Source organism: Salinicoccus sesuvii (assembly GCF_042648145.1).
GTDB lineage: Bacteria > Bacillota > Bacilli > Staphylococcales > Salinicoccaceae > Salinicoccus > Salinicoccus sesuvii.
This window is the reverse complement of record NZ_JBHRWV010000002.1, coordinates 227,717-252,349: the sequence shown is the minus strand read 5'-3', so window position 1 is coordinate 252,349 and position 24,633 is coordinate 227,717. Positions and strand designations below refer to the sequence as shown.

27 protein-coding genes and 2 tRNA genes are annotated in these 24,633 nt (G+C 44.8%); 5 read left to right on the top strand and 24 right to left on the bottom strand.

Translation table 11 applies throughout. The features are described 5' to 3' along the window. Positions 1-362: 362 nt before the first annotated feature. Positions 363-1,100, top strand: coding sequence for a hypothetical protein (locus tag ACFOJ8_RS03985; protein ID WP_380653600.1), 738 nt, complete (start codon positions 363-365; stop codon positions 1,098-1,100). Positions 1,101-1,578: 478 nt separating this feature from the next. Here ACFOJ8_RS03985 and ACFOJ8_RS03980 read toward each other — a convergent pair. From ACFOJ8_RS03980 to ACFOJ8_RS03965, 4 genes are all read right to left on the bottom strand, one after another. Then, positions 1,579-1,652 (bottom strand) — tRNA-Arg (locus ACFOJ8_RS03980). Between the two features lie 56 nt (positions 1,653-1,708). Further along, a tRNA-Arg gene (locus tag ACFOJ8_RS03975) sits at positions 1,709-1,782 on the bottom strand. Positions 1,783-1,879: 97 nt separating this feature from the next. After that, complete coding sequence (locus tag ACFOJ8_RS03970; RefSeq protein WP_380653598.1) at positions 1,880-2,431, bottom strand: GNAT family N-acetyltransferase; 552 nt, start codon at positions 2,429-2,431, stop codon at positions 1,880-1,882. A 41-nt stretch (positions 2,432-2,472) separates the two neighbouring features. Continuing rightward, positions 2,473-2,844: a thiol-disulfide oxidoreductase DCC family protein gene (locus ACFOJ8_RS03965; RefSeq protein ID WP_380653595.1), complete on the bottom strand. Its 372-nt coding sequence runs from the start codon at positions 2,842-2,844 to the stop codon at positions 2,473-2,475. 47 nt (positions 2,845-2,891) lie between these two features. On the opposite strand from ACFOJ8_RS03965, the gene ACFOJ8_RS03960 reads away from it, so the two are divergent. Then, positions 2,892-3,125, top strand: a complete 234-nt coding sequence (locus ACFOJ8_RS03960) for a hypothetical protein (RefSeq protein WP_380653592.1) — start codon at positions 2,892-2,894, stop codon at positions 3,123-3,125. 16 nt (positions 3,126-3,141) lie between these two features. On the opposite strand, the gene ACFOJ8_RS03955 is transcribed toward ACFOJ8_RS03960, so the two are convergent. From ACFOJ8_RS03955 to zapA, 13 genes are all read right to left on the bottom strand, one after another. Further along, a complete protein-coding gene (locus tag ACFOJ8_RS03955) occupies positions 3,142-3,630 on the bottom strand; it encodes a YfcE family phosphodiesterase (protein WP_380653590.1) in 489 nt (162 codons plus the stop codon). Between the two features lie 5 nt (positions 3,631-3,635). Beyond that, positions 3,636-4,238, bottom strand: a complete 603-nt coding sequence (gene rdgB, locus ACFOJ8_RS03950; RefSeq protein ID WP_380653587.1) for an RdgB/HAM1 family non-canonical purine NTP pyrophosphatase — start codon at positions 4,236-4,238, stop codon at positions 3,636-3,638. Beyond that, positions 4,216-5,046: a glutamate racemase gene (gene racE / locus ACFOJ8_RS03945; RefSeq protein ID WP_380657022.1), complete on the bottom strand. Its 831-nt coding sequence runs from the start codon at positions 5,044-5,046 to the stop codon at positions 4,216-4,218. Before racE ends, rdgB begins: the two co-directional genes overlap by 23 nt. Then, positions 5,039-5,482: a MarR family winged helix-turn-helix transcriptional regulator gene (locus ACFOJ8_RS03940; RefSeq protein WP_380653584.1), complete on the bottom strand. Its 444-nt coding sequence runs from the start codon at positions 5,480-5,482 to the stop codon at positions 5,039-5,041. Before ACFOJ8_RS03940 ends, racE begins: the two co-directional genes overlap by 8 nt. An 87-nt stretch (positions 5,483-5,569) precedes the next feature. Then, positions 5,570-6,334: a succinate dehydrogenase iron-sulfur subunit gene (gene sdhB, locus ACFOJ8_RS03935; RefSeq protein WP_380653582.1), complete on the bottom strand. Its 765-nt coding sequence runs from the start codon at positions 6,332-6,334 to the stop codon at positions 5,570-5,572. Continuing rightward, positions 6,335-8,104 (bottom strand): succinate dehydrogenase flavoprotein subunit, encoded by a 1,770-nt coding sequence (gene sdhA, locus ACFOJ8_RS03930; protein WP_380653579.1) that lies wholly within the window; start codon positions 8,102-8,104, stop codon positions 6,335-6,337. Positions 8,105-8,119: 15 nt separating this feature from the next. Continuing rightward, entirely contained in the window at positions 8,120-8,731 is a 612-nt protein-coding gene (locus ACFOJ8_RS03925; protein ID WP_380653576.1) for a succinate dehydrogenase cytochrome b558 subunit, read from the bottom strand. Between the two features lie 129 nt (positions 8,732-8,860). Next, positions 8,861-10,630: an excinuclease ABC subunit UvrC gene (gene uvrC, locus ACFOJ8_RS03920; protein WP_380653573.1), complete on the bottom strand. Its 1,770-nt coding sequence runs from the start codon at positions 10,628-10,630 to the stop codon at positions 8,861-8,863. A 57-nt stretch (positions 10,631-10,687) separates the two neighbouring features. Beyond that, positions 10,688-11,002 (bottom strand): thioredoxin, encoded by a 315-nt coding sequence (gene trxA / locus ACFOJ8_RS03915; RefSeq protein ID WP_160652856.1) that lies wholly within the window; start codon positions 11,000-11,002, stop codon positions 10,688-10,690. A gap of 180 nt (positions 11,003-11,182) precedes the next feature. Next, complete coding sequence (locus ACFOJ8_RS03910) at positions 11,183-13,510, bottom strand: endonuclease MutS2 (protein WP_380653571.1); 2,328 nt, start codon at positions 13,508-13,510, stop codon at positions 11,183-11,185. A 10-nt stretch (positions 13,511-13,520) separates the two neighbouring features. Further along, the gene (gene polX, locus ACFOJ8_RS03905; protein ID WP_380653568.1) at positions 13,521-15,215 is read right to left on the bottom strand and encodes a DNA polymerase/3'-5' exonuclease PolX; all 1,695 of its coding nucleotides are present in this window, start codon (positions 15,213-15,215) and stop codon (positions 13,521-13,523) included. A gap of 28 nt (positions 15,216-15,243) precedes the next feature. Further along, positions 15,244-15,777, bottom strand: a complete 534-nt coding sequence (locus ACFOJ8_RS03900) for a CvpA family protein (RefSeq protein ID WP_380653565.1) — start codon at positions 15,775-15,777, stop codon at positions 15,244-15,246. 4 nt (positions 15,778-15,781) lie between these two features. Next, a complete protein-coding gene (gene zapA, locus ACFOJ8_RS03895) occupies positions 15,782-16,039 on the bottom strand; it encodes a cell division protein ZapA (protein ID WP_380653562.1) in 258 nt (85 codons plus the stop codon). 120 nt (positions 16,040-16,159) lie between these two features. On the opposite strand from zapA, the gene rnhC reads away from it, so the two are divergent. Beyond that, positions 16,160-16,849, top strand: coding sequence for a ribonuclease HIII (gene rnhC, locus ACFOJ8_RS03890; RefSeq protein WP_380653559.1), 690 nt, complete (start codon positions 16,160-16,162; stop codon positions 16,847-16,849). A gap of 69 nt (positions 16,850-16,918) precedes the next feature. Further along, the gene (locus ACFOJ8_RS03885) at positions 16,919-17,383 is read left to right on the top strand and encodes an S-ribosylhomocysteine lyase (RefSeq protein WP_380653556.1); all 465 of its coding nucleotides are present in this window, start codon (positions 16,919-16,921) and stop codon (positions 17,381-17,383) included. Positions 17,384-17,418: 35 nt separating this feature from the next. Here ACFOJ8_RS03885 and pheT read toward each other — a convergent pair whose 3' ends face one another. The 4 genes from pheT to ACFOJ8_RS03865 form a co-directional block, all read right to left on the bottom strand. Then, positions 17,419-19,815 carry a phenylalanine--tRNA ligase subunit beta gene (pheT, locus tag ACFOJ8_RS03880; protein WP_380653554.1) on the bottom strand — a complete coding sequence of 799 codons (2,397 nt, stop codon included), beginning with the start codon at positions 19,813-19,815 and terminating at the stop codon, positions 17,419-17,421. Further along, positions 19,802-20,869 (bottom strand): phenylalanine--tRNA ligase subunit alpha, encoded by a 1,068-nt coding sequence (gene pheS / locus ACFOJ8_RS03875; protein WP_380653551.1) that lies wholly within the window; start codon positions 20,867-20,869, stop codon positions 19,802-19,804. Before pheS ends, pheT begins: the two co-directional genes overlap by 14 nt. A 283-nt stretch (positions 20,870-21,152) precedes the next feature. Further along, positions 21,153-21,896: a TrmH family RNA methyltransferase gene (locus tag ACFOJ8_RS03870; RefSeq protein WP_380653548.1), complete on the bottom strand. Its 744-nt coding sequence runs from the start codon at positions 21,894-21,896 to the stop codon at positions 21,153-21,155. Next, complete coding sequence (locus ACFOJ8_RS03865) at positions 21,890-22,963, bottom strand: M42 family metallopeptidase (protein ID WP_380653545.1); 1,074 nt, start codon at positions 22,961-22,963, stop codon at positions 21,890-21,892. The genes ACFOJ8_RS03870 and ACFOJ8_RS03865 overlap by 7 nt, the downstream gene beginning before the upstream one ends. Positions 22,964-23,113: 150 nt before the next feature. Between ACFOJ8_RS03865 and ACFOJ8_RS03860 the strand changes: the two genes are divergently transcribed. Next, on the top strand, positions 23,114-23,389 hold the full coding sequence (locus ACFOJ8_RS03860) for a hypothetical protein (protein WP_380653542.1): 276 nt from the start codon (positions 23,114-23,116) through the stop codon (positions 23,387-23,389). 42 nt (positions 23,390-23,431) lie between these two features. Here the strand turns inward: ACFOJ8_RS03860 and rplT are convergent, their stop codons facing one another. From rplT to infC, 3 genes are read right to left on the bottom strand one after another with little or no spacing between them, the layout of a single operon-like run. Further along, a complete protein-coding gene (gene rplT / locus ACFOJ8_RS03855) occupies positions 23,432-23,791 on the bottom strand; it encodes a 50S ribosomal protein L20 (RefSeq protein WP_380653540.1) in 360 nt (119 codons plus the stop codon). Positions 23,792-23,815: 24 nt separating this feature from the next. Continuing rightward, complete coding sequence (gene rpmI / locus ACFOJ8_RS03850) at positions 23,816-24,016, bottom strand: 50S ribosomal protein L35 (RefSeq protein WP_380653537.1); 201 nt, start codon at positions 24,014-24,016, stop codon at positions 23,816-23,818. A gap of 18 nt (positions 24,017-24,034) precedes the next feature. Beyond that, positions 24,035-24,568, bottom strand: a complete 534-nt coding sequence (gene infC, locus ACFOJ8_RS03845; RefSeq protein WP_160652897.1) for a translation initiation factor IF-3 — start codon at positions 24,566-24,568, stop codon at positions 24,035-24,037. Positions 24,569-24,633 lie beyond the last annotated feature (65 nt).

Below are 24,633 nucleotides of genomic sequence, written 5' to 3'. Positions count from 1 at the left end.
GATTTACATCATTTTATACTATTTAGAGAGGATTTTGTGTATTATTTCAGAATTATTCCAGATCTATACAAAAATCTAGTATAAGGATTGAAGTTGGGGGATGACATTTCTTTATATTGGTGTTTAATGATCTATTTCCATATTTTAATTACGGAAAAAAATTAACGAGCATCAATGAATAGACTATTTAAATATTTTACTAGACCGATATAAAAGAAGTAGATTTCGTCAAACGTCTAGAAACGATAAGTATAATACATACTATTTTTCCTTTTATTTCTATATAATAGTAAGATAGACTGCATATTTAGATGCAGGTAGAAAATCCATTAGTATTAGCTGGATCTGTAAGGAGGTTAATTATGTCCAAAAATTGGCTGATAATAGTGCTTTTTTTCTGCATCCTAATTTCGGTTGGTGTAGGTACTATCTTAATGAAATTAGACCGATCAGCGGATACGACCAGCAAAACACTTAATGACCAGATAGAAGAAATAGTTGCTGAACATGGACTAGATTATTCCATTATAGCCACTAGCAACAGTATTAACACTAGCAACAGTATTAATCTAAATGAAACAGATCACCCAAGTGAAAAGAAAGATTTAAAGGCACTCGAGGAACTCGTGGAAAAAGCAAATCTTCTAGGAAGTTTGGATACAACAGAAGATATGCAACCCTTTGAAGAAACTGTGCCTAAAAATAAAAGGTTTGAAGAGGCGGATATAAAAGGGACTACTTCACACAGCTATCCAATCGATACTTCAGAATATGAGCAAGAATGGGTTGATGAGGACGGGTCGTTTACTTTAGAAAAAAGTATCACTTTCGCTTATTCTGCTCAATCAAGCGACATCAGAGAAGCGCTACCGACATTCGTCTCGATTTCACAGATTAATTCGGTTGTCACAGGAACGACACGAGGCGTTGGCTTTGAGCAGCGTGCGGCCAACTATAGTTTGACTCAGAATGGCACATTGATAAAGTTTTCATTTACTGGACAATGGCATGCAACGATAGAATTTAAGGAATTTGACGTTAAACTCTCGAAGCCCGATATTTGGTTGTTTGAGTACAGTTCCAGAAACTTAATAGATTAAAATACTAATTTGAAAGCTTCTTTGCACATTGACCTCAATACTTTCGGATTCTATTTTTCAACCATTTCTTACTAAGGTTTGCTCTCGGCTAAACAGAAATAAAGAAAAATACTTATATGAGAGGTGTGATAGAAGAATGCAGAATTTGTTTACGGTAATTTGGTTATTGATTGGGCTGACCTCTGTAGCTATGCTTTTAAGTTTTATCTATAGGAGGGAAAGTTTGAATTCTAAGCTTTCGGTGCTTTTTGTTTCACTATGTTTATTATATATAACTATGTATTTTGTGCTAAGATAATTGTCTAGGACTTTAAGTATTAAAGATTTGGCCTTCGATCTTCTAGATACCTTAAATATTAAATGACTTCTACTTTTATTCAATAGACACCTAGAGTTCTTTAATAATAACGTAACCAAATACTACAAAATAAAACTCTACAACAATAAAGTTGCAGAGTTTCAAAGTCATGCCATTTAACGTCCCAGGAGGGAGTCGAACCCCCGACCTACAGCTTAGGAGGCTGTCGCTCTATCCTGCTGAGCTACTGGGACACGGATATCATTATGATGATAAAAAAATGAACCCCATATATGGGGTTCTTTATGAACGTCCTGGGAGGGATTCGAACCCCCGACCGATAGCTTAGAAGGCTATTGCTCTATCCAGCTGAGCTACCAGGACCAATCGAACAAATACAATTATAATCAATTTCCGGGTCAAAAGTCAAACGTCTATGAGAAATTAATAATGTTTTATTACACCTAAAGGGCTTGGAATTCTAAAACCTTGCTTCTTCGTATTCTTTTTTGAGTTGCCGGTACATGATGCAGTCATGAAAGTGATCATATAGGAACTCATAATCCGCGAGCACACCTTCTTCAACAAATCCCATTGCTTCTGGTAATGCTCGACTTCTATAGTTGTGGACACCACATATAATTTCAATACGGTTCAGTTTGAGTGTATCGAAACCGTAGGATACAAGGCGGCTAATGGAACGACTGGCAATGCCCCTACCCTGAGCATTCTTAGTGAGCCAGTACCCGATCTGGCCCCGGCTACTCAGTGAAACGATTTCGTTGTAGCCGCACATGCCCATGAACTCACCTCTATAAAATATGCCAAGTTGCAAGCCTGTACCGTTATCGATGATCTCCTGCCATGCTTCGATGATTTCAATATAATCATCTGCACGCTTCATATAGTCGACCCACGGAAGCCATCTTCTAAGATGACTTCGGTTCTGATCGACTGTATCATATACCATTTTATAATCTTTCTGTTGTACTGCTCTGAGTTCTATTTCTTCGTCGACTTTGATGATCATCATAACACATTCCTTCTATAATGATTATTGTTGGATTCGGATACTCATGATGGACTGTCGGAACTGATGATTTTCTTTCTGACTTCATGGTCAATGGTGCATTCCATTTTCGTATTAAGCCGATAGCGGTTATTGGCAATGAAACGGTACAGTGCATTGCGCCAGCATACCGGTATAATCTTTAACCCACGTATGGCTCCAATTCGTGTCGTATCAGCAAACACTTCGATTATGGCATCGGAATGAAGATACAGATCATCTGAATAGTAAACCACGGAATCAATATGCTTCGGGATAATACCATCCAGTGCTTTTATCGATGCGAAGCGCAAGATATCCTTGCGGTCGAGTCGAGTAATGATTTTGGCGAATCGATTGCAGATAATGCAATCGTCATCGAAATAAAGTATATTCACAATAGACCCTCCTGGATTAAGGATTAAGAGAAAGGAAAAGTATACATATGAAAAACACTGTCAGACTGTCTTTGGCAACCTATTTTATTATTCTCTCCATCCTATATTTGAGTGTACAATATACGAACTTCGAAATGCGATCTGCTATATTTATCATTGCGTCTCTAGTACTGATCATCATGACGTCTTTCACCATTAAATTCCGTAAAGACAGCGATACGATGGAATGGATCATTCTGCTTCTTACGATCATCATGATGGTATCATTTCTACTAAAATAGACCAGGTGGCCCTGGTCTACAGCGTGTCCAAATCGACTTCACGCAACATCTGATGCACCCTATTCAGGAAAGTGACGATGTTGCTCGTAGTATCGAGTACTGCGTATGATTCTTCCAATTCGCCCTTTGAGTTCGAAATGCTACCCGGATTGATACAGTAGATGTCTCCGACTTTCTCAGCTTTGGCCACATGAGAATGACCATAAAATGCGTACTTGGCATCGTACTCACGTGCACGGTCCGCAAGTATTTCGCGGTTCTCTTTGATATCGTAGAAATGTCCATGTGTATAAAAAGCTTGCGCCTCTTCATTATAGCCTTCGACTGGATAACGACTGTCGTTATCGACATTGCCCGCTACACGTTCAAAATGTGCCATTTCCGTATCGTCATAGCTGAACTCGCTGTCTCCAAGATGAATGTTCAACTCTCCCGCATTTCTGCCAAATGCTTCATATCCTATACCGTGCTCACCATGGTTGTCACTTACAATCAGTATCTTCATTTCCGTCACCCCTCATTGAATCGTATGAGTAAATTAAAGACCTGCTTATCCTCCATCAGACGATTGAGTGCATTTCTTCTATGACTTATTTCCCCTTTTTCTTCAGTACTAATCATGCCCAAGAACCTGCCGTCTGCTGTTTTGAACAGAGGGTCGTAACCAAAACCATGCACCCCTTGCGGCGATTTCAATACTTCTCCGTGCAACTCACCTGTATATGTTCTGGTCTCCATGCCCGGAATCGCTAAAGCGATCGCACTTGTGAAATGGGCCTTGCGGTCCACCTGGCCTTCAAGTGCTGATAGAAGTTTTCGATTATTCTCTTCATCGGTCGCTTCTGGTCCTGCATATCGTGCTGAGTAGACACCTGGTGCGCCATTCAGTATATCAACCGACAACCCAGAATCGTCACTGATTACGGGCATACCCAATGCCTCTGCAGCCGCTTCAGCCTTCAGTACAGCATTACCGATAAATGTGTCTTCTGTCTCTTCAACTGAAAAATCAGGCAGAATTTCCTTAATGCCCACAATGTTATGATTCGGAAAAATTGCCTTAAAATCATTGATTTTCCCTTTGTTGCCACTAGCCACTACTATCTTCACCATAGCGTTCCTCCTCCAACTCCACTTGTTCAAGCCTGTATTCTATAAAAGGCATCCAGTCTTTCAATATATATTCAAAGCGTTCAGTTTTGCCATTGACGATCATCAAATGTTCGGGATTTGATCTTGGGGAGGCGTGCCCTTTCAACAATGTAAGCATTGCACTGACTTCACGTGCTGTCTCATAGCCAGAATCAATCACTTTTTTTCTGCCATAGAAATAATCTCTGATTTCATCAGCCAACAAAGGATAGTGTGTACAGCCGAGAATGACAGTATCCGCCCGTGTATCCGCAAGGTGCTTTAACGTTTGATGAAGTACGATGCGCACGACCACCTTATCCTTGTACCTCAGTTCTTCAACAAGTGGAACAAATTTCGGACAGGCGGTACTCTGTATCTTAAAACGATGATTGATCTGATGGATTGCTTTCGGATAAGCTTCTGAGGTGACAGTACCTTCCGTAGCCAACACGATGACATCTTGGTTCGCGCTACTTTGTATCGCACTCCGTGCACCTGGATTAATCACACCGATGACAGGGATATCGTACCGTTTCTCTAAAATGTGCAGTGCCGCTGCGGTTGCGGTATTACAAGCCACAACTAGCATTTTGATACCCCGGCTCACGAGATGATCGGCTACCTGCAGTGTAAAACGTCTAACTTCCGCCATGGAGCGGCTACCGTAGGGACATCGGTCGAGATCTCCGAAATAAACGATTGATTCGTCCGGCAGCTGTCTCATAATCTCCTTGGCGACGGTCAGTCCGCCAACACCTGAGTCCATCACGCCGATTGGATTATTCATCGCTCTTCTTTTCACTTTCATGCAGTATCGACTCCAGAATGCCAGGTAGCATATCACGTTCTTTTGCAGAAAGATGATCCGTTATTTCAGATATGTATGACACACGCTTCGCAATGACTGCCTTGATAATTTCAAGACCTTTATCCTTCATAAGAACCAGTACAATGCGTTTGTCCTTCTCATATTTCTGTCTTTCTACAAATCCGCCATTTTCTAGCTTATCGACGATATCGGTCGTTGTTGAATGTGCAAGATCCAGCCTGCTCGATAGTTCACCGATTGTGATTCCGACCTTATCGTCCACCCATTGCAATGCTACAAACTGCAATGGAGACAGTTCGTACTCCTTAAGGATTTCCCGGCCATGACTCTTTACATGCGCCGATATATATCGTATTGATTTTTCTATCGATATTATGGATTCTCTATCGCTCATTGTCCCCAGTCCTTCTTGATTATTTCTTTTATTATAACGTAATTGAAAATAAAAAAATAGGAAGAGCAGCGCTCTTCCTATTACAGCTTATTCGACTTCGTGGTCGCTTCCGAAGAAGGACTTGAACATGTGGAAACTTGTTTCTCTTTGCATCGCAGCAATTGAAGTCGTCAAAGGAATACCTTTCGGACATGCTTTGACACAGTTCTGAGCCATACCACATTCCGCAACGCCGCCTTCACCCATCAATGCATCAAGGCGTTCGTTTTTGTTCATGCTCCCCGTCGGGTGCAAATTGAACAGTCTGACCTGACTGATTGGTGCGGCACCAATGAACTTGGAGCTATCGTTGACGTTCGGACATACTTCAAGACAAACACCACACGTCATGCATTTTGACAACTCGTAGGCTGTCTGGCGCTTCTTCTCAGGCATTCTTGGTCCAGGACCAAGATCGTACGTACCATCGATCGGCACCCATGCTTTGACACGTTTTAGGCTATCGAACATGAATGTACGATCTACCTGAAGGTCTTTAACAATCGGGAAAGTAGACATTGGTTCGAGCTTTACTGGTTGCTCCAGTTGATCAATCAGTGCAGTACATGATTGTCTCGCGCTACCGTTGATCACCATGGAGCAGGCGCCACAGACTTCCTCGAGACAGTTCATATCCCATGTGACAGGGGTCGTTCTCTCACCTTTTGTATTCACTGGATTCCTCTGAATCTCCATCAATGCACTGATAACGTTCATGTTCTCACGATAAGGCACTTCAAATTCTTCCCAGTAAGGTTTTGAATCTGTATTTTCCTGACGCTTTATATTAAATCTGATCATTTTCTCACTCATTTATTTCTTAGCGCTCCCTTCAGCCTTTTTCGAGTAATCTCTTTTACGAGGCGGGATGAGGCTTGTATCGACATCTTCGTATTCGAAACGGGGTGCTTCAAGTGGCCCTTCGAAGTATGCTTTTGTTGTTTTGAGCCATTCTTCATCATTCCGTTCAGGGAAATCAGGTTTGAAGTGCGCGCCTCGCGATTCGTTCCTGTTATAGGCACCAATCGTGATGACACGTGCAAGCACAAGCATATTCCACAACTGGCGCGTAAAGAATGCAGCCTGGTTGCTCCACTTTTTAGTATCATTGATGTTTATCCGCTTGTAGCGGTCCATCAGTTCGACAATACGCTTATCTGCTTCAAGTAGCTTGTCGTTGTGGCGGACAACAGTCACATTATCCGTCATTAATTCGCCAAGCTCCTTGTGGATGACGTAAGCGTTCTCATCTCCATCCATATTCATTATACCATCAAACTTCTCTTGTTCAGCCTTGACATGCTTATCAAAGATGGAATCGTCAAGATCGTCGTAGCTGGAATCGAGCCCTCTGACGTACTTTATCGCGTTCGGCCCAGCGACCATGCCGCCGTAGATGGCTGAAAGCAACGAGTTTGCTCCGAGTCTATTACCACCGTGTTGGGAATAATCGCACTCCCCTGCTGCGAACAAGCCAGGAATGTTAGTCATCTGGTCAAAGTCTACGTATAGTCCACCCATTGAATAGTGAACGGCCGGGAAGATTTTCATCGGTACTTTGCGTGGGTCATCACCAGTGAACTTCTCATATATTTCGATGATGCCGCCAAGTTTTACATCAAGCTCGTGCGGGTCTTTATGAGAAAGGTCCAGATACACCATGTTCTCGCCGTTGATACCGAGCTTCTGATTGACACAGACATCAAAGATCTCCCGTGTAGCGATGTCACGCGGTACAAGGTTTCCGTAGTCCGGATACTTCTCTTCAAGGAAGTACCACGGTTTACCATCCTTGTAAGTCCAAATGCGACCGCCTTCTCCACGTGCTGATTCACTCATTAATCTCAGCTTGTCGTCACCTGGAATCGCCGTTGGGTGAATTTGGATGAATTCGCCATTAGCGTAGATTGCACCCTGCTGATATACAACAGATGCTGCAGATCCAGTATTGATCATAGAGTTCGTCGATTTTCCGAAGATAATGCCCGGGCCACCTGTGGCCATAATGACTGCATCCGACTTGAATGTCTGGATCTCGGCACTCGTCACCTGCTGAGCGGTGATTCCGCGCGCACGTCCTTCGTCATCAAGCACTACACCAAGAAATTCCCAACCTTCGAACTTTCTTACAAGACCATCGACTTCATAGCTTCTGACCTGCTCGTCCAATGCATATAGAAGTTGTTGCCCTGTCGTTGCGCCGGCAAATGCCGTTCTGTGGTGCAACGTACCACCAAACCTTCTGAAGTCGAGAAGACCTTCAGCCGTACGGTTAAACATGACGCCCATGCGGTCGAGCAGGTGGATGATTTCTGGTGCCGCATCGGTCATTGCTTTGACCGGCGGCTGGTTCGCCAAAAAGTCTCCGCCGTATACTGTGTCATCAAAATGGATCGCCGGCGAGTCGCCTTCACCTTTGGTGTTGACCGCTCCATTGATTCCACCTTGCGCACATACGGAGTGAGACCGTTTTACCGGCACAATCGAGAACAGGTCTACTTCAGCACCTGCCTCAGCTGCTTTTATCGTTGCCATCAGTCCGGCAAGTCCGCCACCGACAACGATGATTTTATCATTAGCCATTCTGTCCACTCCTTATTAGATAAATGCCAAAATTGCCTGTATACCGATGAAGCTGACCACTACGAAAATGACAGCAGATACATACGTCATTACACGCTGTGATCTATCCGACTGGGTAAAGCCCCAAGTCACCATGAACGACCATAGTCCGTTAGCAAAGTGATATACTGTCGCGACTACACCGATAATGTAGAATACTAACCACGCCGGATTTGAGACGATCTGGTGAACCATATCATAGTCCACTTCCGCGCCTAGGAGCACCTGGAATCTCGTCTGATAGACGTGTATAGCGATGAATATGAAGGCGATTACACCACTGACCCTCTGGAATAAAAACATCCAGTTTCTGAATGTGCTATATGTACCCACATTGTATTTCGCAGTGAATGCAATATAAATTCCATAAATACCGTGAAACAGAATCGGAATATATATTACAAAAACCTCAAGAAACAGTACAAAAGGTAGGCTGCCCATGAATTCCGAAGCTGTATTGAACGCCTCTTCACTGCGTGTCGCAGTATGGTTGACCAATAGGTGTTGAATCAGAAAGACACCCAGTGGCAGAACTCCCAACAAAGAATGAAGACGTCTGATCGCAAAGCTTGAATCTTGTTTCGACACTCGAATTCCCCCCTAACTCTCCAATGAAATAAGTTTACACAAGAACCATTTTACTCCCAAGGTATACATAAATCAAGGCGACCTGGACGGTTACTAGAAAAATATTAAGAAAATTCAAGACGCCTGAAATCAGGCGTTAAGCGCTTCCAGTATTCGCTCGGCAATTGGGGCAGGAATACCTATTTCAGTAAAATCAGCAACTTGCTTCTCACTCATTCTTTTTATCGAACCGAAATGGCTCAGCAGCTTCTGTTTGCGTTTTGGTCCCACACCTTCTATATTGTCGAGTTTAGAAGTAACAGATGTCTTCCGTCGTGTGTTCCTATGGAAACTGATGGCGAACCGGTGGACTTCATCCTGTATACGCTGCAAAAGATAGAATTCCTGGGAGTTCTTCTTAAGTGGTACGATTGCCGGCGGGTCGCCATAGAGCAGTTCAGCTGTCTTGTGTTTATCGTTTTTCGCGAGCCCTGCCACGGGGATATCGAGTGACAATTCATCCATCAGAACGGATTTGACCGTATTCATATGGCCAACCCCGCCATCCACAATAATCATATCGGGCAGAGGCAATCCCTCTTTCCGTACCCGTGCATATCTGCGCCGGACGGCTTCCGCCATTGAAGCATAGTCATCTGGCTGGGTAACAGTTCTGATTTTATACTTCCGGTAGTCCTTCTTGCTTGGCTTGCCATCTACAAAGGACACCATGACGCTGACCGGGTCAACGCCCTGAATATTCGAGTTATCGAATGCCTCTATGCGGATTGGTGTTTCGATGCTGAGCGCTTCCCCAAGGCGTTCTATGGCGCCGATGGTTCGAGCCTCGTCCTTCTCGATCATTTCGAACTTGTTTCCTATTGCGATCTCAGCATTTTTTGTCGCTAGGTCAACCATCTCCCGCTTCTGGCCTCTTTTTGGCTGGAGGACGGTAACGGGCAGGTACTGGTCGATGATTTCCTGATCAAGTCCATTGGCAATGTGCACTTCTTTAGGCAGTAGATTCGACTTCAGATCATAGAACTGAGCAATGTATCTGAAGAACTCTTCCTGCACATCATCATTGATTGGGAACATGTCCGCCTTCTTCTCGATTAGATTACCATTTCTAATCAGTAGCACGGAAACAGCCATCCAGCCTTTGGACACACTGAACCCGAAACAATCCCTTGCGGTGACGTCCTTTGTCATCATCTTTTGCTTATTCATCGTTGCTTCAATGTGACCGAGCAAGTCCCTGTATTCCTTAGCCTTTTCAAACTCTAGGTTTTCCGATGCCACTGCCATCTTATCCTTAAGTTCATCGACGATCTGCTTTGTTTCTCCATTCAAGAACCGAGTGATGCCATCGATCATCTCTTTGTACTGTTGTTGTTGCACATCGTAGACACATGGGCCAAGACACTGGCCGATGTGATAGTACAGGCACAGCTTGTCCGGCATCGTATTGCATTTGCGGAGCGGATAGATGCGATCGAGCAGTTTTTTTGTCTCATGGGCACTGTAAGCATTCGGGTAAGGTCCGAAGTATGTACCAGTCGACGGTTTGACCGTTCTCGTAACGATCAGTTTCGGATGCTTCTCTTTCGTAATCTTGATGAAAGGATAGCTTTTATCATCCTTTAACAAAATGTTGTATCTTGGGTAGTGCTTCTTGATCAGATTCAGCTCAAGCAGCAGTGATTCGACCTCGGAATTGGTCACTATGAAATCGAAATCGACAATCTCTTTTACGAGCCGCATCGTCTTTTCATCGTGTGCACCCGTAAAATATGATCTGACACGGTTTCTTAAGTTTTTGGCCTTGCCGACGTAGATGACGATGCCGTGCCGGTCCTTCATGAGATAGCAGCCCGGTTCAGTCGGTAGCACCGATAGTTTAAGTTTAAGTTCTTCCATAATAATCCCTCTGCATATATATTATAAAAAAGCCGCCCGAAGGCGGCTATCTTTAAATTATGAGTGCTTTTCAATCAGTGAAACAAGCTGTTCTTTTGGCTGGAAGCCAACAACTTTGTCAACAGGCTCGCCATCTTTGAAGAGGATCAGTGTAGGAATACTCATTACTTCGTATTCACTCGCTGTTGCCTGGTTATCATCGACATTCAGTTTAGCAATGTCAGCTTTACCTTCAACATCCTGTGCAACTTCTTCAAGTACAGGAGCGATCATCTTACAAGGCCCACACCATGGTGCCCAGAAGTCCACCAATTTAAGTCCGCTTTCCACTTCTTGTTTGAAATTTTGATCATTCACTTCTATAATTGCCATTTGAAATTACCTCCATTATGTTGATTATGCATCAATTATAGCATGTAGATGCATGTATTCTCAATCTAACTGCCTATGCGAAAAACATCAGATAGATCACGCCGCTTACAAACATCAGGATTGCGACCGCAATCAGTACTTTCGCAAGCTTATACATATCAAAGTTATCCATAGAACCCCCTACTTCATTTCGACGACTGTCACCCCGAAGCCACCTTCACTCGGCATGCCGCCCCTGAAAGATTTCACTTTAGGATGCGTCCTCAAAAACTGTTGGACGCCCTTTTGAAGGGCACCGGTACCCTTACCGTGTATGATTTCCACTTCACTGTAATTGGAGAGCATCACTTGGTCGAGATACTGGTCGAGTCTGCGGAGCGCCTCCTCGTAGCGCTCCCCCCGGAGGTCGAGTTCTCTTTTGATGGAGGTCTTGTTGATCCTTCTCGAAACAGTCCGTTTCGGCTGCTCTTTCTTGCGCTTTTTTACTTCATCCATGCCGACCTTCATCTTTATAATACCCATTTGAACCGTTACCGAATCGTCCTTTACTTCCAGCACTTCGCCCTTTTGACCGTACGATAGAACATCCACTTCGTCCCCTTGGGAGATCTTCTCTTTCTTCGTGGCCCGTTCCTTTTTCCTAATGTCTTCTTGGTGATAGCTATCTGTCAGAGCTTTCTTCTGATCGATGAGTTCATGTTCTTGGATATCTGCACCGAGCTTCTTCATATCTTCAAGAGTACGGATAACCTCATCCGCCCGTGCTTCCGCCTCTTTAATGATACGGTTGGCATCCGCCCGTGCTTCCTTACGCAGCTTCTCCTTGTAGGCTTCGTAATCGGCCACTTGACTGTCGAGGCTCGTGTGAAGCTTTTCTGCATCTTTCAACAGCTTTTGCGTTTCCGCTTCATTATCTTGTGCTTTCCTTGTATGACGCTCGAGCGCTGTGATCATTTCATTGACATCTTCGTTATCCCTACCAGAAAGGTTGCGTGCCCGTTCAATAACGTCCCGATTCAGCCCGAGCTTGTTCGAGATTTCAAATGCATTGGACTTACCCGGAATACCCATGAGCAAGCGATATGTTGGAGATAAGGTTTCCACGTCGAACTCAACACTCGCATTCAATGTATCTTCCCGTGTGTAGCTGAATGATTTCAATTGCGGGTAATGGGTCGTCGCAACGATGGTTGAACGTTTGGCAAGCAAGTATTCCAAAATGCTGATGGCAAGTGCGGCACCCTCTTCAGGATCAGTGCCGGCCCCTAGCTCATCGAGAAGTACCAAGCTGTTTTCATCTACTTCATCCAAGATACCTGTAATATTTGTCATATGGCTTGAGAAGGTAGAAAGGGATTGTTCAATCGACTGTTCATCCCCAATATCGCTATAGACCCGTTCAAAAAGACGCAGGCGGCTACCGTCACGCGCCGGCACAGGGATTCCGGACTGTGCCATCAGTACGCTGAGGCCGATTGTCTTGATGGTGACCGTCTTTCCGCCGGTGTTCGGACCAGTGATGATGACAGCACGCGTCTCCTCATCCATTGCGATATCGTTCTTGACTACCTCATCACCCGGTATGAGTGGATGGAATGCAGCCGGAAGGTGGATTCCCCCGGATGCTGACATTTCAGGCTTCGATCCACTGATTTTTGCACCGTATTTGGCTTTTGAGAAGACCATATCCAAATGGTGCAAAGCATCATCCGTCATCGACAGCTCAGCACCGACTTCCGCCACTTCTGCTGAAAGCTGGTAGAGGATGCGTTCTACTTCAGTCTGTTCCTCATCCCGCAGTCTTTGTATCTGGTTGGTCATTTGAACGACTGCCATTGGTTCCATGTAGACCGTTTGTCCACTTGAAGATATATCGTGCACAATACCACTGAACTCCCCTTGGTGCTCCACTTTGACAGGGACAACATAGCGATTGTTGCGCATTGTGATAATGCTGTCTGACAACTTCTTCTGGTTCGACCCACGAATAATTTCGTTCAATCGATCCCGTATCTTGCCCTCTTCAGAACGGATCTTCCTTCTGATTCTTAGCAGCGCTTCCGATGCATGGTCGAGTACTTGGCTATCGTCGACAGTTTCCGTGATCCTTCTATATAGAAAATGGATATCCGGCAGACCATTGATATAGATTGGCAGATTGTCGAGTACGATTTCATCATCTTCGAAGTCGTTGAAGACCCCTTGCAACATATGCTTTCGGTTCAATACGGATCTGATTTCATTCAGTTCCTGTACGCCAAGCATGCTGCCAATTTCCGCACGTCTGGCATGTCGCTTAATATCAGTGATACCGCCAAGCTCGACTGCTTTGTACCGAAGCATGGTAGAGGCATCATCGACTTCATTGATCATCTGCAATATTTCATCTAAATCGGTAGACACAATATCGCTGTCAATCATCTTTCGCGTCTTTTCGCTTTCAGCAAAAGCGGAAAGTTGTGCGAGTATCTTATCGAATTCCAATGTATTGATTGTTCTCTGATTCATTTTCAACCCTCTATTTCCCTTTTTTGACCCACTCTCTGAAGTCTTCTCTCGAGAATGTATTGATCACTTGATGCTTTTCGATTAGACCCTTTTGCAATGTTGCCGTACCATACTCCATGAACTCAAGATGTTGCGTATGGTGGGCGTCGGTATTGACTGTCAGCATCAGTCCCGAATTCCTTATGACAGAAGACGACAAGTCGAGACGTCTTGGATTGGCATTCACTTCCATTACAGTACGCGTATCTTTGGACATCTGGATCAACTTTTCGAAGTCTACCGCATAGCCTGCCCTTCCGCCAATCAATCTGCCTGTAGGATGGGCAATATGACGGACATATGGATTTTCACATGCCGATCTAAGCCGGTGCATAATCTCGTCCTCCGTCTGCTGGAAACTCGAGTGGATGGCTGCGATAACATAGTCCAGTTCCTTGAGCATATCTTCCGAAAAATCCAGACTACCATCTTTTAGTATATCCATTTCTGTTCCTGTATAGATATCTATCCCAGGGTATTCCGGTCTTATTTTTTTGATTTCCTCAATCTGTTGCCACAGTCGATCTTCATCGAGTCCGTTTGCGACACGTAGGCTCTTTGAGTGGTCCGTGATAATCATATAGTCGTATCCTTTATCGATGCAGGCTTCTACCATTTCGCGTACTGAATGCGCACCGTCACTATATACTGTATGCATATGGAGATCCCCCCTGATATCATCCAGTGTAACGATGTCGGAGACTTCGATATCCGTTTCTTCACCAGTTTCACGCATGGTAGGAGCGATATAGGGCAAGTCGAAGTGAGAAAAGAAATCGGATTCCGACTCGAATGTCAAAAGCTCGCCTTCTTTCTCTACACCATACTCACTAACTTTCTCCCCTCTCGATTTCGCAATCTGGCGCATCTTTACATTATGTTCTTTCGAGCCTGTAAAATGGTGCAGCGTCGTGTGATAGGCTTCAGCTGTAACAAAACGTATATCAACACCGATCTGATCTAGGTCATGCGCAATCACTACGGACAGCTTACGCTCCCCGCGTGCAACGACATCCTTTACAAACGGTAGATTGACTAATGCTTCTGCGACACTATGGGCATCAGTCGTCTGCACAATGAAATCGAGGTCTTTACTCATCTCTTTATAGCGCCTTGCGCTGCCAGCAATGTCGTACCTGTCGATGCCTGTGATTTCATCAAGTGAGGCTTCGATGATTTTCCTGAAAGTCTGGATCTTCTCGATCGGGTATGTTTCTGGGCGCGTAAGAAGTTCATCGATCGCTTTACTGATATTATCCTCAGTCTTCTTACCAAATCCACTCAGTTCACTCACATTACCCGCAACGCATTCTGCCTTCAATCCTTCAAGTGTCACGACCCCAAGTTCCTTATGCAGCTTCGCAATTTTCTTCGGACCAAGTGTCGGTAACTTGAGCATCTGGACCAGTGACACAGGGACCGTTTCCTTCAGGTCATCAAGTATTGAAGAGCGCCCTGTTTCCACATATTCTGTAATGACATCGTTGACACCTTTGCCGATTCCCTTCATTTCTGAAAAATCTTCGATTTCTGAGAGTGCCCTTGGATCTCTTTCAATGGCCGCGGCCGCCTTACGGTATGCCGAAACCTTGAATGGATTCTCAAGAGATAATTCCATGTATGTTGCGATTGTCTCAAGTAGATTGATAATATCTTTTTTTGTCATATTGACCTCCAAAAAAAGAGCCATATTTCTATGACTCAGTCTGTAACCATTCTATGAACTTGTCGGAAATAATGAAAGTATTGTCCATCAGGAATCGTGCAAGCCCTGAGTTCCCTATTGTTTCCTGTAAAAAATCGAGTGGGACCAGACTTGCCATGACGAGGATGACTACCAACAAGTAGACCATTTCAATCAAGCCGAGTACTGTTCCGATTACGTCGCCCGTACGTCCGAATGCATTGACTTGCTGAAGGTAGTCAAAAGCACTAACGATGAGCTGTATCACAATTTTGGCAACCACGAATATCATGAAGAATGCACCCATTCTGTAGAAGCCGAACTCTGCATCTGCTATTTCAGGCAGAAGCGAGCTTGAGACCGTTTGGGACATCGACGGATAAGGCAGGATCATGTCCAGGCGCTCAGCGAGCCTTTCATAGTTCATGGCAGAGATGATGATGGCGGAAATCGTACCGATTAGATGAAGGAGTTGCAGTATAATACCCCTGCGGTATCCGATGACCATTCCTATGATGAGCAGAATCAATATGAGCAGTGTCATGATATCACTTTCCTTGTTGTTCCATTTCTTCCAGCAGCGCCTCGTGCTTCTCAGTCAGTTTTACGTATTCATCCATGACGTTTACCGCTGTAAGCACTGCCTTCCTGGTGGTATCAAGTCCTGCATTCTTCATACCGATTTCTCTAATTTTATTATCTACCAGTCCTGCAACATACCGTATATGTTCAGGGTTGTCTTCTCCGACCAGTGTATACTGCTGGTCATTTATTACGACAGCAATGCGGTTTTTATATTCTGCCATCTGACATTGCCTCCCTATCCAAAGTTTCAGCTCTTATATGTTATCATTAATTTATTATACTTATCCACTACAGGTTACACAAGTATATGCACGCGAAAAAACACAAAGGACAGAATAATTATGAACTATGATATGTTGAATACAATTGGTAGCGATGAGGCCGGTGTTGGTGACTATTTCGGACCGATGACGGTATGTGCTGTACACGTACCAAAAGAAAAAGTCGCTTTGTTGCGCGAACTCGGTGTAAAGGATTCTAAGAACTTGTCGAATGGCACAGTCCACAAGCTCGCCGCTGATATTATCCACATCGTCCACTACTCCCTTGTTATACTGGACAACCCCTCTTACAACAAAAAGATCGATGAAGGCTGGAACATCGTCAAATTGAAAGCTGTACTGCATGACCACTGCATCAGAAATGTTCACGGTAAGCTTGAGTCTAGTGCACAGGATGCGCTCGAAGCGATCGTCATCGACCAGTTCACGACGGAGAATGCCTATAAAAAATATGTGCCGGAACCTTTCCAGCTCAATCTCATTCACCAGGAGACGAAAGCTGAGTCGAAATCTATAGCAGTGGCGTGCGCCAGTATACTCGCCCGTAGCAAGTATCTAGAACAGATGGACAACCTGAACCAGCACTTGAAAAAGGATGTGCCGAGAGGTGCCAGCCAGAAGACGGATCAGTTCGCGGCCCAACTTGCCAGCAAACATGGCATGGATTATGTCGACAACCTGACGAAGAAGCATTTCAAATCGAGGCAGAAGGTTCTGGATTTACTTGAGCAGAAAAAGCGCAATAAATGAAACCATCATTGAGATGCCAATGATTTTCATTTATTATTACATTAATCATTGATTAAAAGGAGAATAGATATGCCAAAAATGAATGTTGAAAGTTTTAACCTGGATCACACGAAAGTAGACGCTCCCTATATACGCCTTGCCGGAAAAAGTGAAGGTGAGCACGGAGATGTCATCTACAAATACGATATCCGCTTCTGCCAACCAAACAAAGAACACATGGAAATGCCGGGTCTGCACTCTCTCGAACACCTAATGGCTGAAAATATCAGAAACCATCATGAAAAGGTCGTGGACTTGAGTCCGATGGGTTGTCAGACAGGATTTTATCTTTCAGTTCTAAACGACGATAACTTCGACCATATCAGTGCCGTCATCGAGCGTACACTGAATGATGTGCTTGAGGCCTCCGAAGTGCCTGCCTGTAATGAAGTCCAGTGCGGCTGGGCAGCGAGTCACAGTCTCGAAGGTGCCAAGGAAATTGCTAAAGGCATGCTTGACAAAAAAGATGGCTGGGATGTTGTTTTTGCAAAATAGATAAAAAAAGGCGATCACATTGTGATCGCCTTTTTTTATCTGATTTGTGCACCATTTGACTCCAGCGCTTCCAAGACTGGTGTATGCTGCTTTTCTATTTCTTCATCCGTTAGTGTATCTTCCTTGTTCAAGTAAGTGAGTCTAAGCCCGATGGATTTCTTCCCTGCTTCCATGTTATCGCCCTCGTAGACATCAAAGACAAATACATCAACTAGGTACTTTTTAGCTGCTGCCTCAACTGTGCGTACCAGTGTATCGGCGGCCATCGTGTCATCAACCACAAGCGCAATATCTCGTGTGATAGAAGGGTATTTCGAGAGCTGGTCATAGATGATGTTCCCCTGCTTGACCGACAGCAGTCGATTCAGATCGACTTCGAACACTGCTGTTCTATCAAGGTCATTTTGTTGGGCGAACTTAGGATGCAATTCCCCGATGAACCCGATGCGTTCATTGTTGAGCAGAACATCTGCAGATCTGCCAGGATGCAGTGCATCAAATCTCGCAGATCGTTCGTAGCGCACGTTACCCGTAAGGCCGAGCTTTTCAAGTACGCTTTCAACGACGCCTTTAGCTGCAAAGAAATCTGCCGGTACTTTCGTTCCGAGCCAATCGGTACGGTTCATCTCACCAGTAAGAATACCAGCAAGCATTTCCCGCTCCTCAGGCAGTGCACCGTGTCCGTTAGACTTGAATATCCTGCCGATTTCATAGAATTGGATATCCTTCTGCTGACGGTTTTTGTTATAGACGACGTTGTCGATCAGGTGTGGGATCATGCTTTTTCTGAGCACTGCATGATCTTCACTCATCGGCATCAACAGTTCGACAGTGCCTTCCAGCTCGTTGAACTGCTCCGCTTGCACGCGGCTGGTCAGAGCATAGTTGATTGTCTGGGAAAGACCGAGAGATTCGAGCTGGTGGCGAACGATGCGCGTCTTCTTCTGTTCGTCCGTCAGTTTGCCTGAAGTTGTGCTTGCTGCAGGCATAGATGAAGGAAGTGCGTCATATCCATATATTCTTGCCACTTCTTCGGTGATGTCTTGTTTAATTTTCAAATCATCGCGGCGCGATGGAATGGAGACGAGGAGTGTCTCATCAGAAACTTCCACTTCAAGCCCAAGTTTAAAGAGTGTATCTTGAATTTCCTCCGTCGTCAGTGTCATGCCAAGGTGGGCATTGATGAATGCCTCCGTTATGCTGATTTCCGTATCTTCGACACTAAGTGTCCCGTCAGATATGATTGACGACGCAACAGTGCCGCCAGCATACTGTTCCAGCAACAATGCAGCACGATCCAGTGCCTGCACGACGAATTCATGTGAGACACCTTTTTCAAATCTCGCCGAGGCCTCACTTCTCAAGTTTAACCGGCCGCTTGTCTTACGGATAGAGACTGGATTAAAGACCGCAGACTCTATGACGACATTTGTCGTCTGGTCCGTTACCTCGGAAAATTCGCCACCCATTACACCTGCCAGCGCAATCGGTTCCTTGCCGTTAGTGATTACGATATCTTCACTCTGAAGGGTTCTCTCCTTGCCATCCAGTGTCGTCATCTTCTCCGCATCATGCGCGTAACGTGTAACAATTTCATCCGAGCCGATCTGATCGCGGTCGAACATATGGAGCGGTTGGCCAAATTCAAGCAGTACATAGTTGGATATATCAACAACATTGTTGATCGGACGAATGCCCGCTTTGATTAGCCGCATCTGCATCCATGTTGGTGCAGGGGCTATTTTTACATTTTCTACAACACGTGCACCATAGTACGGCACAGCGTCAACGTCCGCATTCCTTACTTCAAGAGAAGTTGTTTCGGATCCTTCAGTCACTTCATGGGTTGGCACTTTAACTTCTCCACCGAAAAGTGCGCGGGCCTCATATGCTGCACCCGCCATGCTGAGTGCATCCTTGCGGTTTGGCGTGAGATCAAATTCCATTACTTGGTCGTCTAGTAGTAATGCACTCAGTGCATCTTCACCAGGTTTCCGCGCCTCTTGGAAAATGAAGATGCCGTTCTGATATTCAGTCGGGACATGATCTTCTTTGATTCCAAGCTCTTCGAGTGAACAGATCATGCCTTCTGATACTTCACCACGCAGCTTGGCGCGTTTAATCTTGATACCGCCCGGCAGTCTACCACCAACTTTGCAGACAACTACGTAGGCACCAGCTTCGACATTCGGTGCCCCACAGATGATCTGATGTGTTTCGTCACCTGTATCTACCTGGCATATTCTCAAGCGATCCGCTTCTGGATGCTGCGATACCGTCTTCACGTAGCCGACCACAAGATTTTTCACTTCGGAGGCGTAATCGATGATTTCATCGACCTCAATGCCACCACGTGTAATTTTTTCTGCCAACGTACCCACCGGCACTTCATTTGGAATCCATTCATTGAGCCATTCTCTAGATACTTTCATTAGTCGCACCACCATCTTCTGTTGCTTTGAATTGATTGATGAATCTTACGTCGTTCGTATAGAAGTGTCTAATGTCCTCGATACCGTATTTCAGCATCGCAATCCTATCAGGTCCCATGCCAAAAGCGAATCCTGAGTAGACTTCTGGATCGAAACCAGCCATTTCCAATACATTTGGATGCACCATACCCGCACCAAGTATTTCTATCCAGCCGGTACCTTTGCATACATTACACCCTGCACCTTTACATTTGAAGCATGATATATCTACTTCGACACTTGGTTCTGTGAACGGGAAGTAGCTTGGACGCAGACGAATTTCCCGCTCTGCCCCGAAGATCTCTCTCGCGAAAAGCTCAAGTGTCCCTTTAAGGTCGCTCATACGGATGTGCTTATCGACTACAAGCCCTTCGATTTGGGTGAATTGGTGGCTGTGTGTCGCATCATCGCTGTCTCTTCTGTAAACTTTACCCGGGCAAATTATTTTTACTGGTCCTTGCCCTTTCTTCGACTCCATAGTTCGGGCCTGTACAGGTGATGTATGAGTTCTCATCAGTGTTTCCTCTGAGATGTAGAAAGTATCCTGCATGTCGCGGGCCGGGTGAGACTTCGGCAGATTGAGTGCTTCAAAGTTATAGTAGTCCGTTTCGACCTCATATCCTTCTACAATCTCGTAACCAAGTCCTAAGAAAAAGTCTTCGATATCTTCGACAGTGCGACTCAAAGGATGTGGACTGCCAAGGTTGAAGGTTCTACCTGGCAGTGTTACGTCAATAGCATCTTCTTGCAATTTTGCTTCAAGCGCGGCGGCTTCCATAATTTCGCTTCTGCTTTCAATTGCTTCTGTGATATATGTGCGTACCTCATTCACCTTCGCACCATATTCAGGTCGCTCTTCCTTTGAGAGAGCCTTCATGCCTTTCATTAGCTCGGTCACTTTGCCCTTTTTGCCTAGAAAAGCCACTTTAAGCTGCTGGAGTTCCTCTATGTTGCTGACTTTCGATATATCATCATCGAATGATTTTCTAACATCCGTAATTCCTGCTGTATCCATTGTCTCACTCCTTCAATATAAATAAAAACTCCGTCCTTATATACAAGGACGGAGTTTCCGCGGTACCACCTGGTTTTCTGCATAGTAAAATACAGACACTTCTAAAAAGATAAGGGATCATCCCATTGCTCCATCTGCCAGGTGAACCCTGATTCTATCCGTGCGCAGCATTCCAGTCTATGTACTGCGCTCCCTGTGTCGGATTCCTGAATCATTTATGTCCGGCTTCTTTTGAAGCTTTGTATTCATCTATAGAATTATTATAAATCAAAGTTTGTAAAAATCAAGCTTTGAAATGGTGCATGATGATACCACCAGCGATTGCCACATTTAAGCTTTCACTTGCGCCCGGCATTTCTATCTTTATTTTCCGCTCCACCTGGGCGAGCACCATTTCAGACACACCTCTACCCTCGTTGCCGAGGATGACCATCAGAGGGGCTTGTGCTTCAACTGCGTCAAGTGGGGTGGCACCTTCGAGATCCGTTGCGAAGACAGCGCCATCGAACTGCTGCACCGCCTCGGCTGCATCCATCGTCGTAATATCGATATGGAATGTACTGCCCTGGGCACTACGGAGCACCTTATCACTAAAAGCATCGACTGTATCCCGAGATAAAATGACACGATCGAATCCAAAAGCATCCGCCGTGCGCAGCAGTGTACCTAAGTTACCGGGATCCTGAATGCCATCGAGCAGCAAGACACGGCGACCGGCCGTTTCTGGTGGCACATAAGAAACGACCGCCATGATACCCGGTGGGGTCTCAAGTGAGGACAGGGTTTTCATTACCCCTTCATTCACTATAAATGTTTCAATTCCATGTGCATCATACTCCCCATGGTCATAATCTTCCAAAAATACGAGCGACTGGACCTTCTGACCATGCGCAATCGCCTCTTCGATAAGATGTGCCCCTTCGATTAGAAACTGATCCAGTTTCCTACGATATTTTTTTGACTGGAGCTTTTTCATCTCCTTGACGCGTGGATTGTCTTTTGACGTGATGTATTTCGGTTCTACCAAATGATCTCTTCCACCTTACTGTCGTCAAGTGACCGGACAATTTCAGTCACGAGGCGGACAGCATTGTTGTAGTCTTCTTTATTTAGGATGGATACATTGGAGTGCATGTATCTGAGCGGTACACCGATAGAGATTGATGGTACCCCTTCATTGGATACATGGAATGCACCGGAGTCTGTTCCCCCACCTGTAATCGCAGACCATTGTACAGGGATATCTTTTTCTTTAGCGAGCTTCTCCACATGTCTTCTGAAGCCGACGTGTCCAATATTTGATCCATCAAGCAGCAGAACGAGTGGTCCGTCGCCCATCTTGCCGGTACCGTCCTTCTCACTCATACCCGGTGTATCCCAGGAGATGCCGACATCTACAGCGATTGCCAAATCCGGCTTCACTTTATTGGCTGCAACCTTAGCGCCTCGTAAGCCAACCTCTTCTTGAACAGTCGCTCCACTAACCAGATTGATGTTGATGTCCTCATCTTTAACAGATTCCAAGACTTCAATCGCCAGTGCACAGCCAAACCTGTTATCCCAAGCTTTGGCCAGGAGGTAGTCTTTGTTGGTCATTTCTGTAAAGTCACAATGCGGCGTAATCATATCTCCGACCTTAACACCGGCATTCTCTGCTTCCTCTTTCGAAGAAACACCAATATCGATAAACATATCTTTCATATCAACCGGCTTTTTACGCGCTTCAGGTGATAGGACATGCGGTGGTTTGGAACCGATGACACCGGTCAGAACACCTGAGTCTGTTACCACATTCATACGCTGTGACAGCATGACCTGGTTCCACCATCCACCGATTGGGGTAAAACGAATGAATCCATTGTCGTCGATTCTTGTAATCATAAAACCGATCTCATCAAGGTGTCCGCCGATAAGCAATGTGCGTGAACCGTTCTTCGCACTACGCTTGCCGAAGATGCCCCCAAGATTGTCTTGTACGAGCTCATCGCTAACGGGCTCTAGGTATGATTGCATCACCTTTTTTACATCGTATTCGAAGCCTGAAATACCATGTGCATCTGTCAGGCTTTTCATCATTTCCAGTTGTCTATCCATAATCAGTCTCCTTGTCTCACTAAGATACTTCTATTCTATCATAAACTATTTCAGTTTTCGTAATATGGACCATATTGATACACATATCCAAGATAAGTTGATATCATCGTTATAGATGGAGACAGAAATACCCTAGGAGGCGTTACCTTTATGAATATAAAAATATCTAAAGTTGAAGAGTCCGGCCAAGAAGTACTTGTGAAAAGCACCACTTATAAAGAAGAGAACGAAGCGGTAGCATTATACAGCAGATTGACAGATGAATATGCAGATCAAACATTACCTTTCTTCGACGAAGGCGAGAAACTTATCAGGCTTGACATTGTGCCCGATGATGATGCATCCGACGAAAATAATGAGCAGAAGGAATGCTACTTCGAATATTCCGATGCACTACTTGATGAAATATCTGCCCACATCCAATAAAAAAACCACTCATTCTGAGGAATGAGTGGTTTTTAAGTAGGATTACTTATTTAGTGCATTTTTAGCTTGGTTAACAATCTCAGTGAATGCTTTTTCGTCTGAAATCGCGATTTCAGAAAGCATTTTTCTGTTGATGTCGATACCAGCAGTTTTCAGTCCGTTCATAAGACGGCTGTAGCTGATGCCATTCTGACGAGCGCCTGCATTGATACGCGCGATCCAAAGCTTGCGGAATTCGCGTTTTGTCTGACGGCGGTCACGATATGCATACTGACCGGATTTGATGACTTGCTGTTTAGCTGTTCTATAGAGTGTGCGTTTTGCACCAAAATATCCTTTTGCTTGCTTCAATACTTTTTTACGTCTTTTACGGGACGTCAAACCATTCTTAACACGTGCCATTTTTGCTCCTCCTTAATCGATCGATTATTTTACGTATGATAGTAGTTTTTGGATACGTTTGTGGTCGCCTTTGGAAACCAGTTTTGATTTTCTCAAGTGACGCTTCTGTTTAGTGGATTTGTTTGCAAACAGGTGGGAAGTGAACGCACTGTTGCGTTTGAATTTACCTGTTCCAGTACGCTTGACGCGTTTAGCATAACCTTTGTGAGTTTTCATTTTTGGCATGGGATCTTAACCTCCGGATTATTGGTTTTTGTCGACGATGGGTGCAACCACCAGAAACATTGAACGACCTTCCATCTTAGGTCTTTGTTCAACTGTTGCAACTTCAGACAATTCGCTAGCAAATCGTTCTAAAACTTTGCGGCCGATATCCTTGTGGGTGATTGCACGTCCACGGAATCGGATTGAAACTTTTACCTTGTCTTCTTTCGCAAGGAATTTCTTTGCGTTTTTCAACTTGGTATTGAAGTCGTGATCTTCGATTGTCGGAGAAAGTCTGATCTCCTTGACATTGATCACTTTCTGCTTTTTACGCGCTTCTTTCTCTTTACGCTGCTGCTCGTACTTATACTTGCCATAGTCCATGATGCGGGCAACCGGTGGTTTCGCGTTCGGAGCCACAAGTACAAGGTCCAATTCCACACGCTCTGCCATTTCTTGGGCTTCGCGTTTAGGTTTGATGCCGAGTTGGGAACCGTCCTGACCGATCAGGCGTACTTCTTTGGCGCGGATTCTGTCATTGATTAATGTTTGGTCCTTAGCTATCTTTGACACCTCCATATAGTTTGAAGACGAACAAAAAGGGCGGGCACAATATGCGCCCGCCAACCAGCATCAAG

Coding starts and splice junctions, on each gene's coding strand:
- ACFOJ8_RS03985 (WP_380653600.1), top strand. CDS start 363: ATGTCCAAAAATTGGCTGATAATAGTGCTTTTTTTCTGCATCCTAATT.
- ACFOJ8_RS03970 (WP_380653598.1), bottom strand. CDS start 2,431: ATGATGATCATCAAAGTCGACGAAGAAATAGAACTCAGAGCAGTACAA.
- ACFOJ8_RS03960 (WP_380653592.1), top strand. CDS start 2,892: ATGAAAAACACTGTCAGACTGTCTTTGGCAACCTATTTTATTATTCTC.
- ACFOJ8_RS03955 (WP_380653590.1), bottom strand. CDS start 3,630: ATGAAGATACTGATTGTAAGTGACAACCATGGTGAGCACGGTATAGGA.
- rdgB (WP_380653587.1), bottom strand. CDS start 4,238: ATGGTGAAGATAGTAGTGGCTAGTGGCAACAAAGGGAAAATCAATGAT.
- racE (WP_380657022.1), bottom strand. CDS start 5,046: ATGAATAATCCAATCGGCGTGATGGACTCAGGTGTTGGCGGACTGACC.
- ACFOJ8_RS03940 (WP_380653584.1), bottom strand. CDS start 5,482: ATGAGCGATAGAGAATCCATAATATCGATAGAAAAATCAATACGATAT.
- sdhB (WP_380653582.1), bottom strand. CDS start 6,334: ATGAGTGAGAAAATGATCAGATTTAATATAAAGCGTCAGGAAAATACA.
- sdhA (WP_380653579.1), bottom strand. CDS start 8,104: ATGGCTAATGATAAAATCATCGTTGTCGGTGGCGGACTTGCCGGACTG.
- uvrC (WP_380653573.1), bottom strand. CDS start 10,630: ATGGAAGAACTTAAACTTAAACTATCGGTGCTACCGACTGAACCGGGC.
- trxA (WP_160652856.1), bottom strand. CDS start 11,002: ATGGCAATTATAGAAGTGAATGATCAAAATTTCAAACAAGAAGTGGAA.
- ACFOJ8_RS03910 (WP_380653571.1), bottom strand. CDS start 13,510: ATGAATCAGAGAACAATCAATACATTGGAATTCGATAAGATACTCGCA.
- polX (WP_380653568.1), bottom strand. CDS start 15,215: ATGACAAAAAAAGATATTATCAATCTACTTGAGACAATCGCAACATAC.
- ACFOJ8_RS03900 (WP_380653565.1), bottom strand. CDS start 15,777: ATGACACTGCTCATATTGATTCTGCTCATCATAGGAATGGTCATCGGA.
- zapA (WP_380653562.1), bottom strand. CDS start 16,039: ATGGCAGAATATAAAAACCGCATTGCTGTCGTAATAAATGACCAGCAG.
- rnhC (WP_380653559.1), top strand. CDS start 16,160: ATGAACTATGATATGTTGAATACAATTGGTAGCGATGAGGCCGGTGTT.
- ACFOJ8_RS03885 (WP_380653556.1), top strand. CDS start 16,919: ATGCCAAAAATGAATGTTGAAAGTTTTAACCTGGATCACACGAAAGTA.
- pheT (WP_380653554.1), bottom strand. CDS start 19,815: ATGAAAGTATCTAGAGAATGGCTCAATGAATGGATTCCAAATGAAGTG.
- pheS (WP_380653551.1), bottom strand. CDS start 20,869: ATGGATACAGCAGGAATTACGGATGTTAGAAAATCATTCGATGATGAT.
- ACFOJ8_RS03865 (WP_380653545.1), bottom strand. CDS start 22,963: ATGGATAGACAACTGGAAATGATGAAAAGCCTGACAGATGCACATGGT.
- ACFOJ8_RS03860 (WP_380653542.1), top strand. CDS start 23,114: ATGAATATAAAAATATCTAAAGTTGAAGAGTCCGGCCAAGAAGTACTT.
- rplT (WP_380653540.1), bottom strand. CDS start 23,791: ATGGCACGTGTTAAGAATGGTTTGACGTCCCGTAAAAGACGTAAAAAA.
- rpmI (WP_380653537.1), bottom strand. CDS start 24,016: ATGCCAAAAATGAAAACTCACAAAGGTTATGCTAAACGCGTCAAGCGT.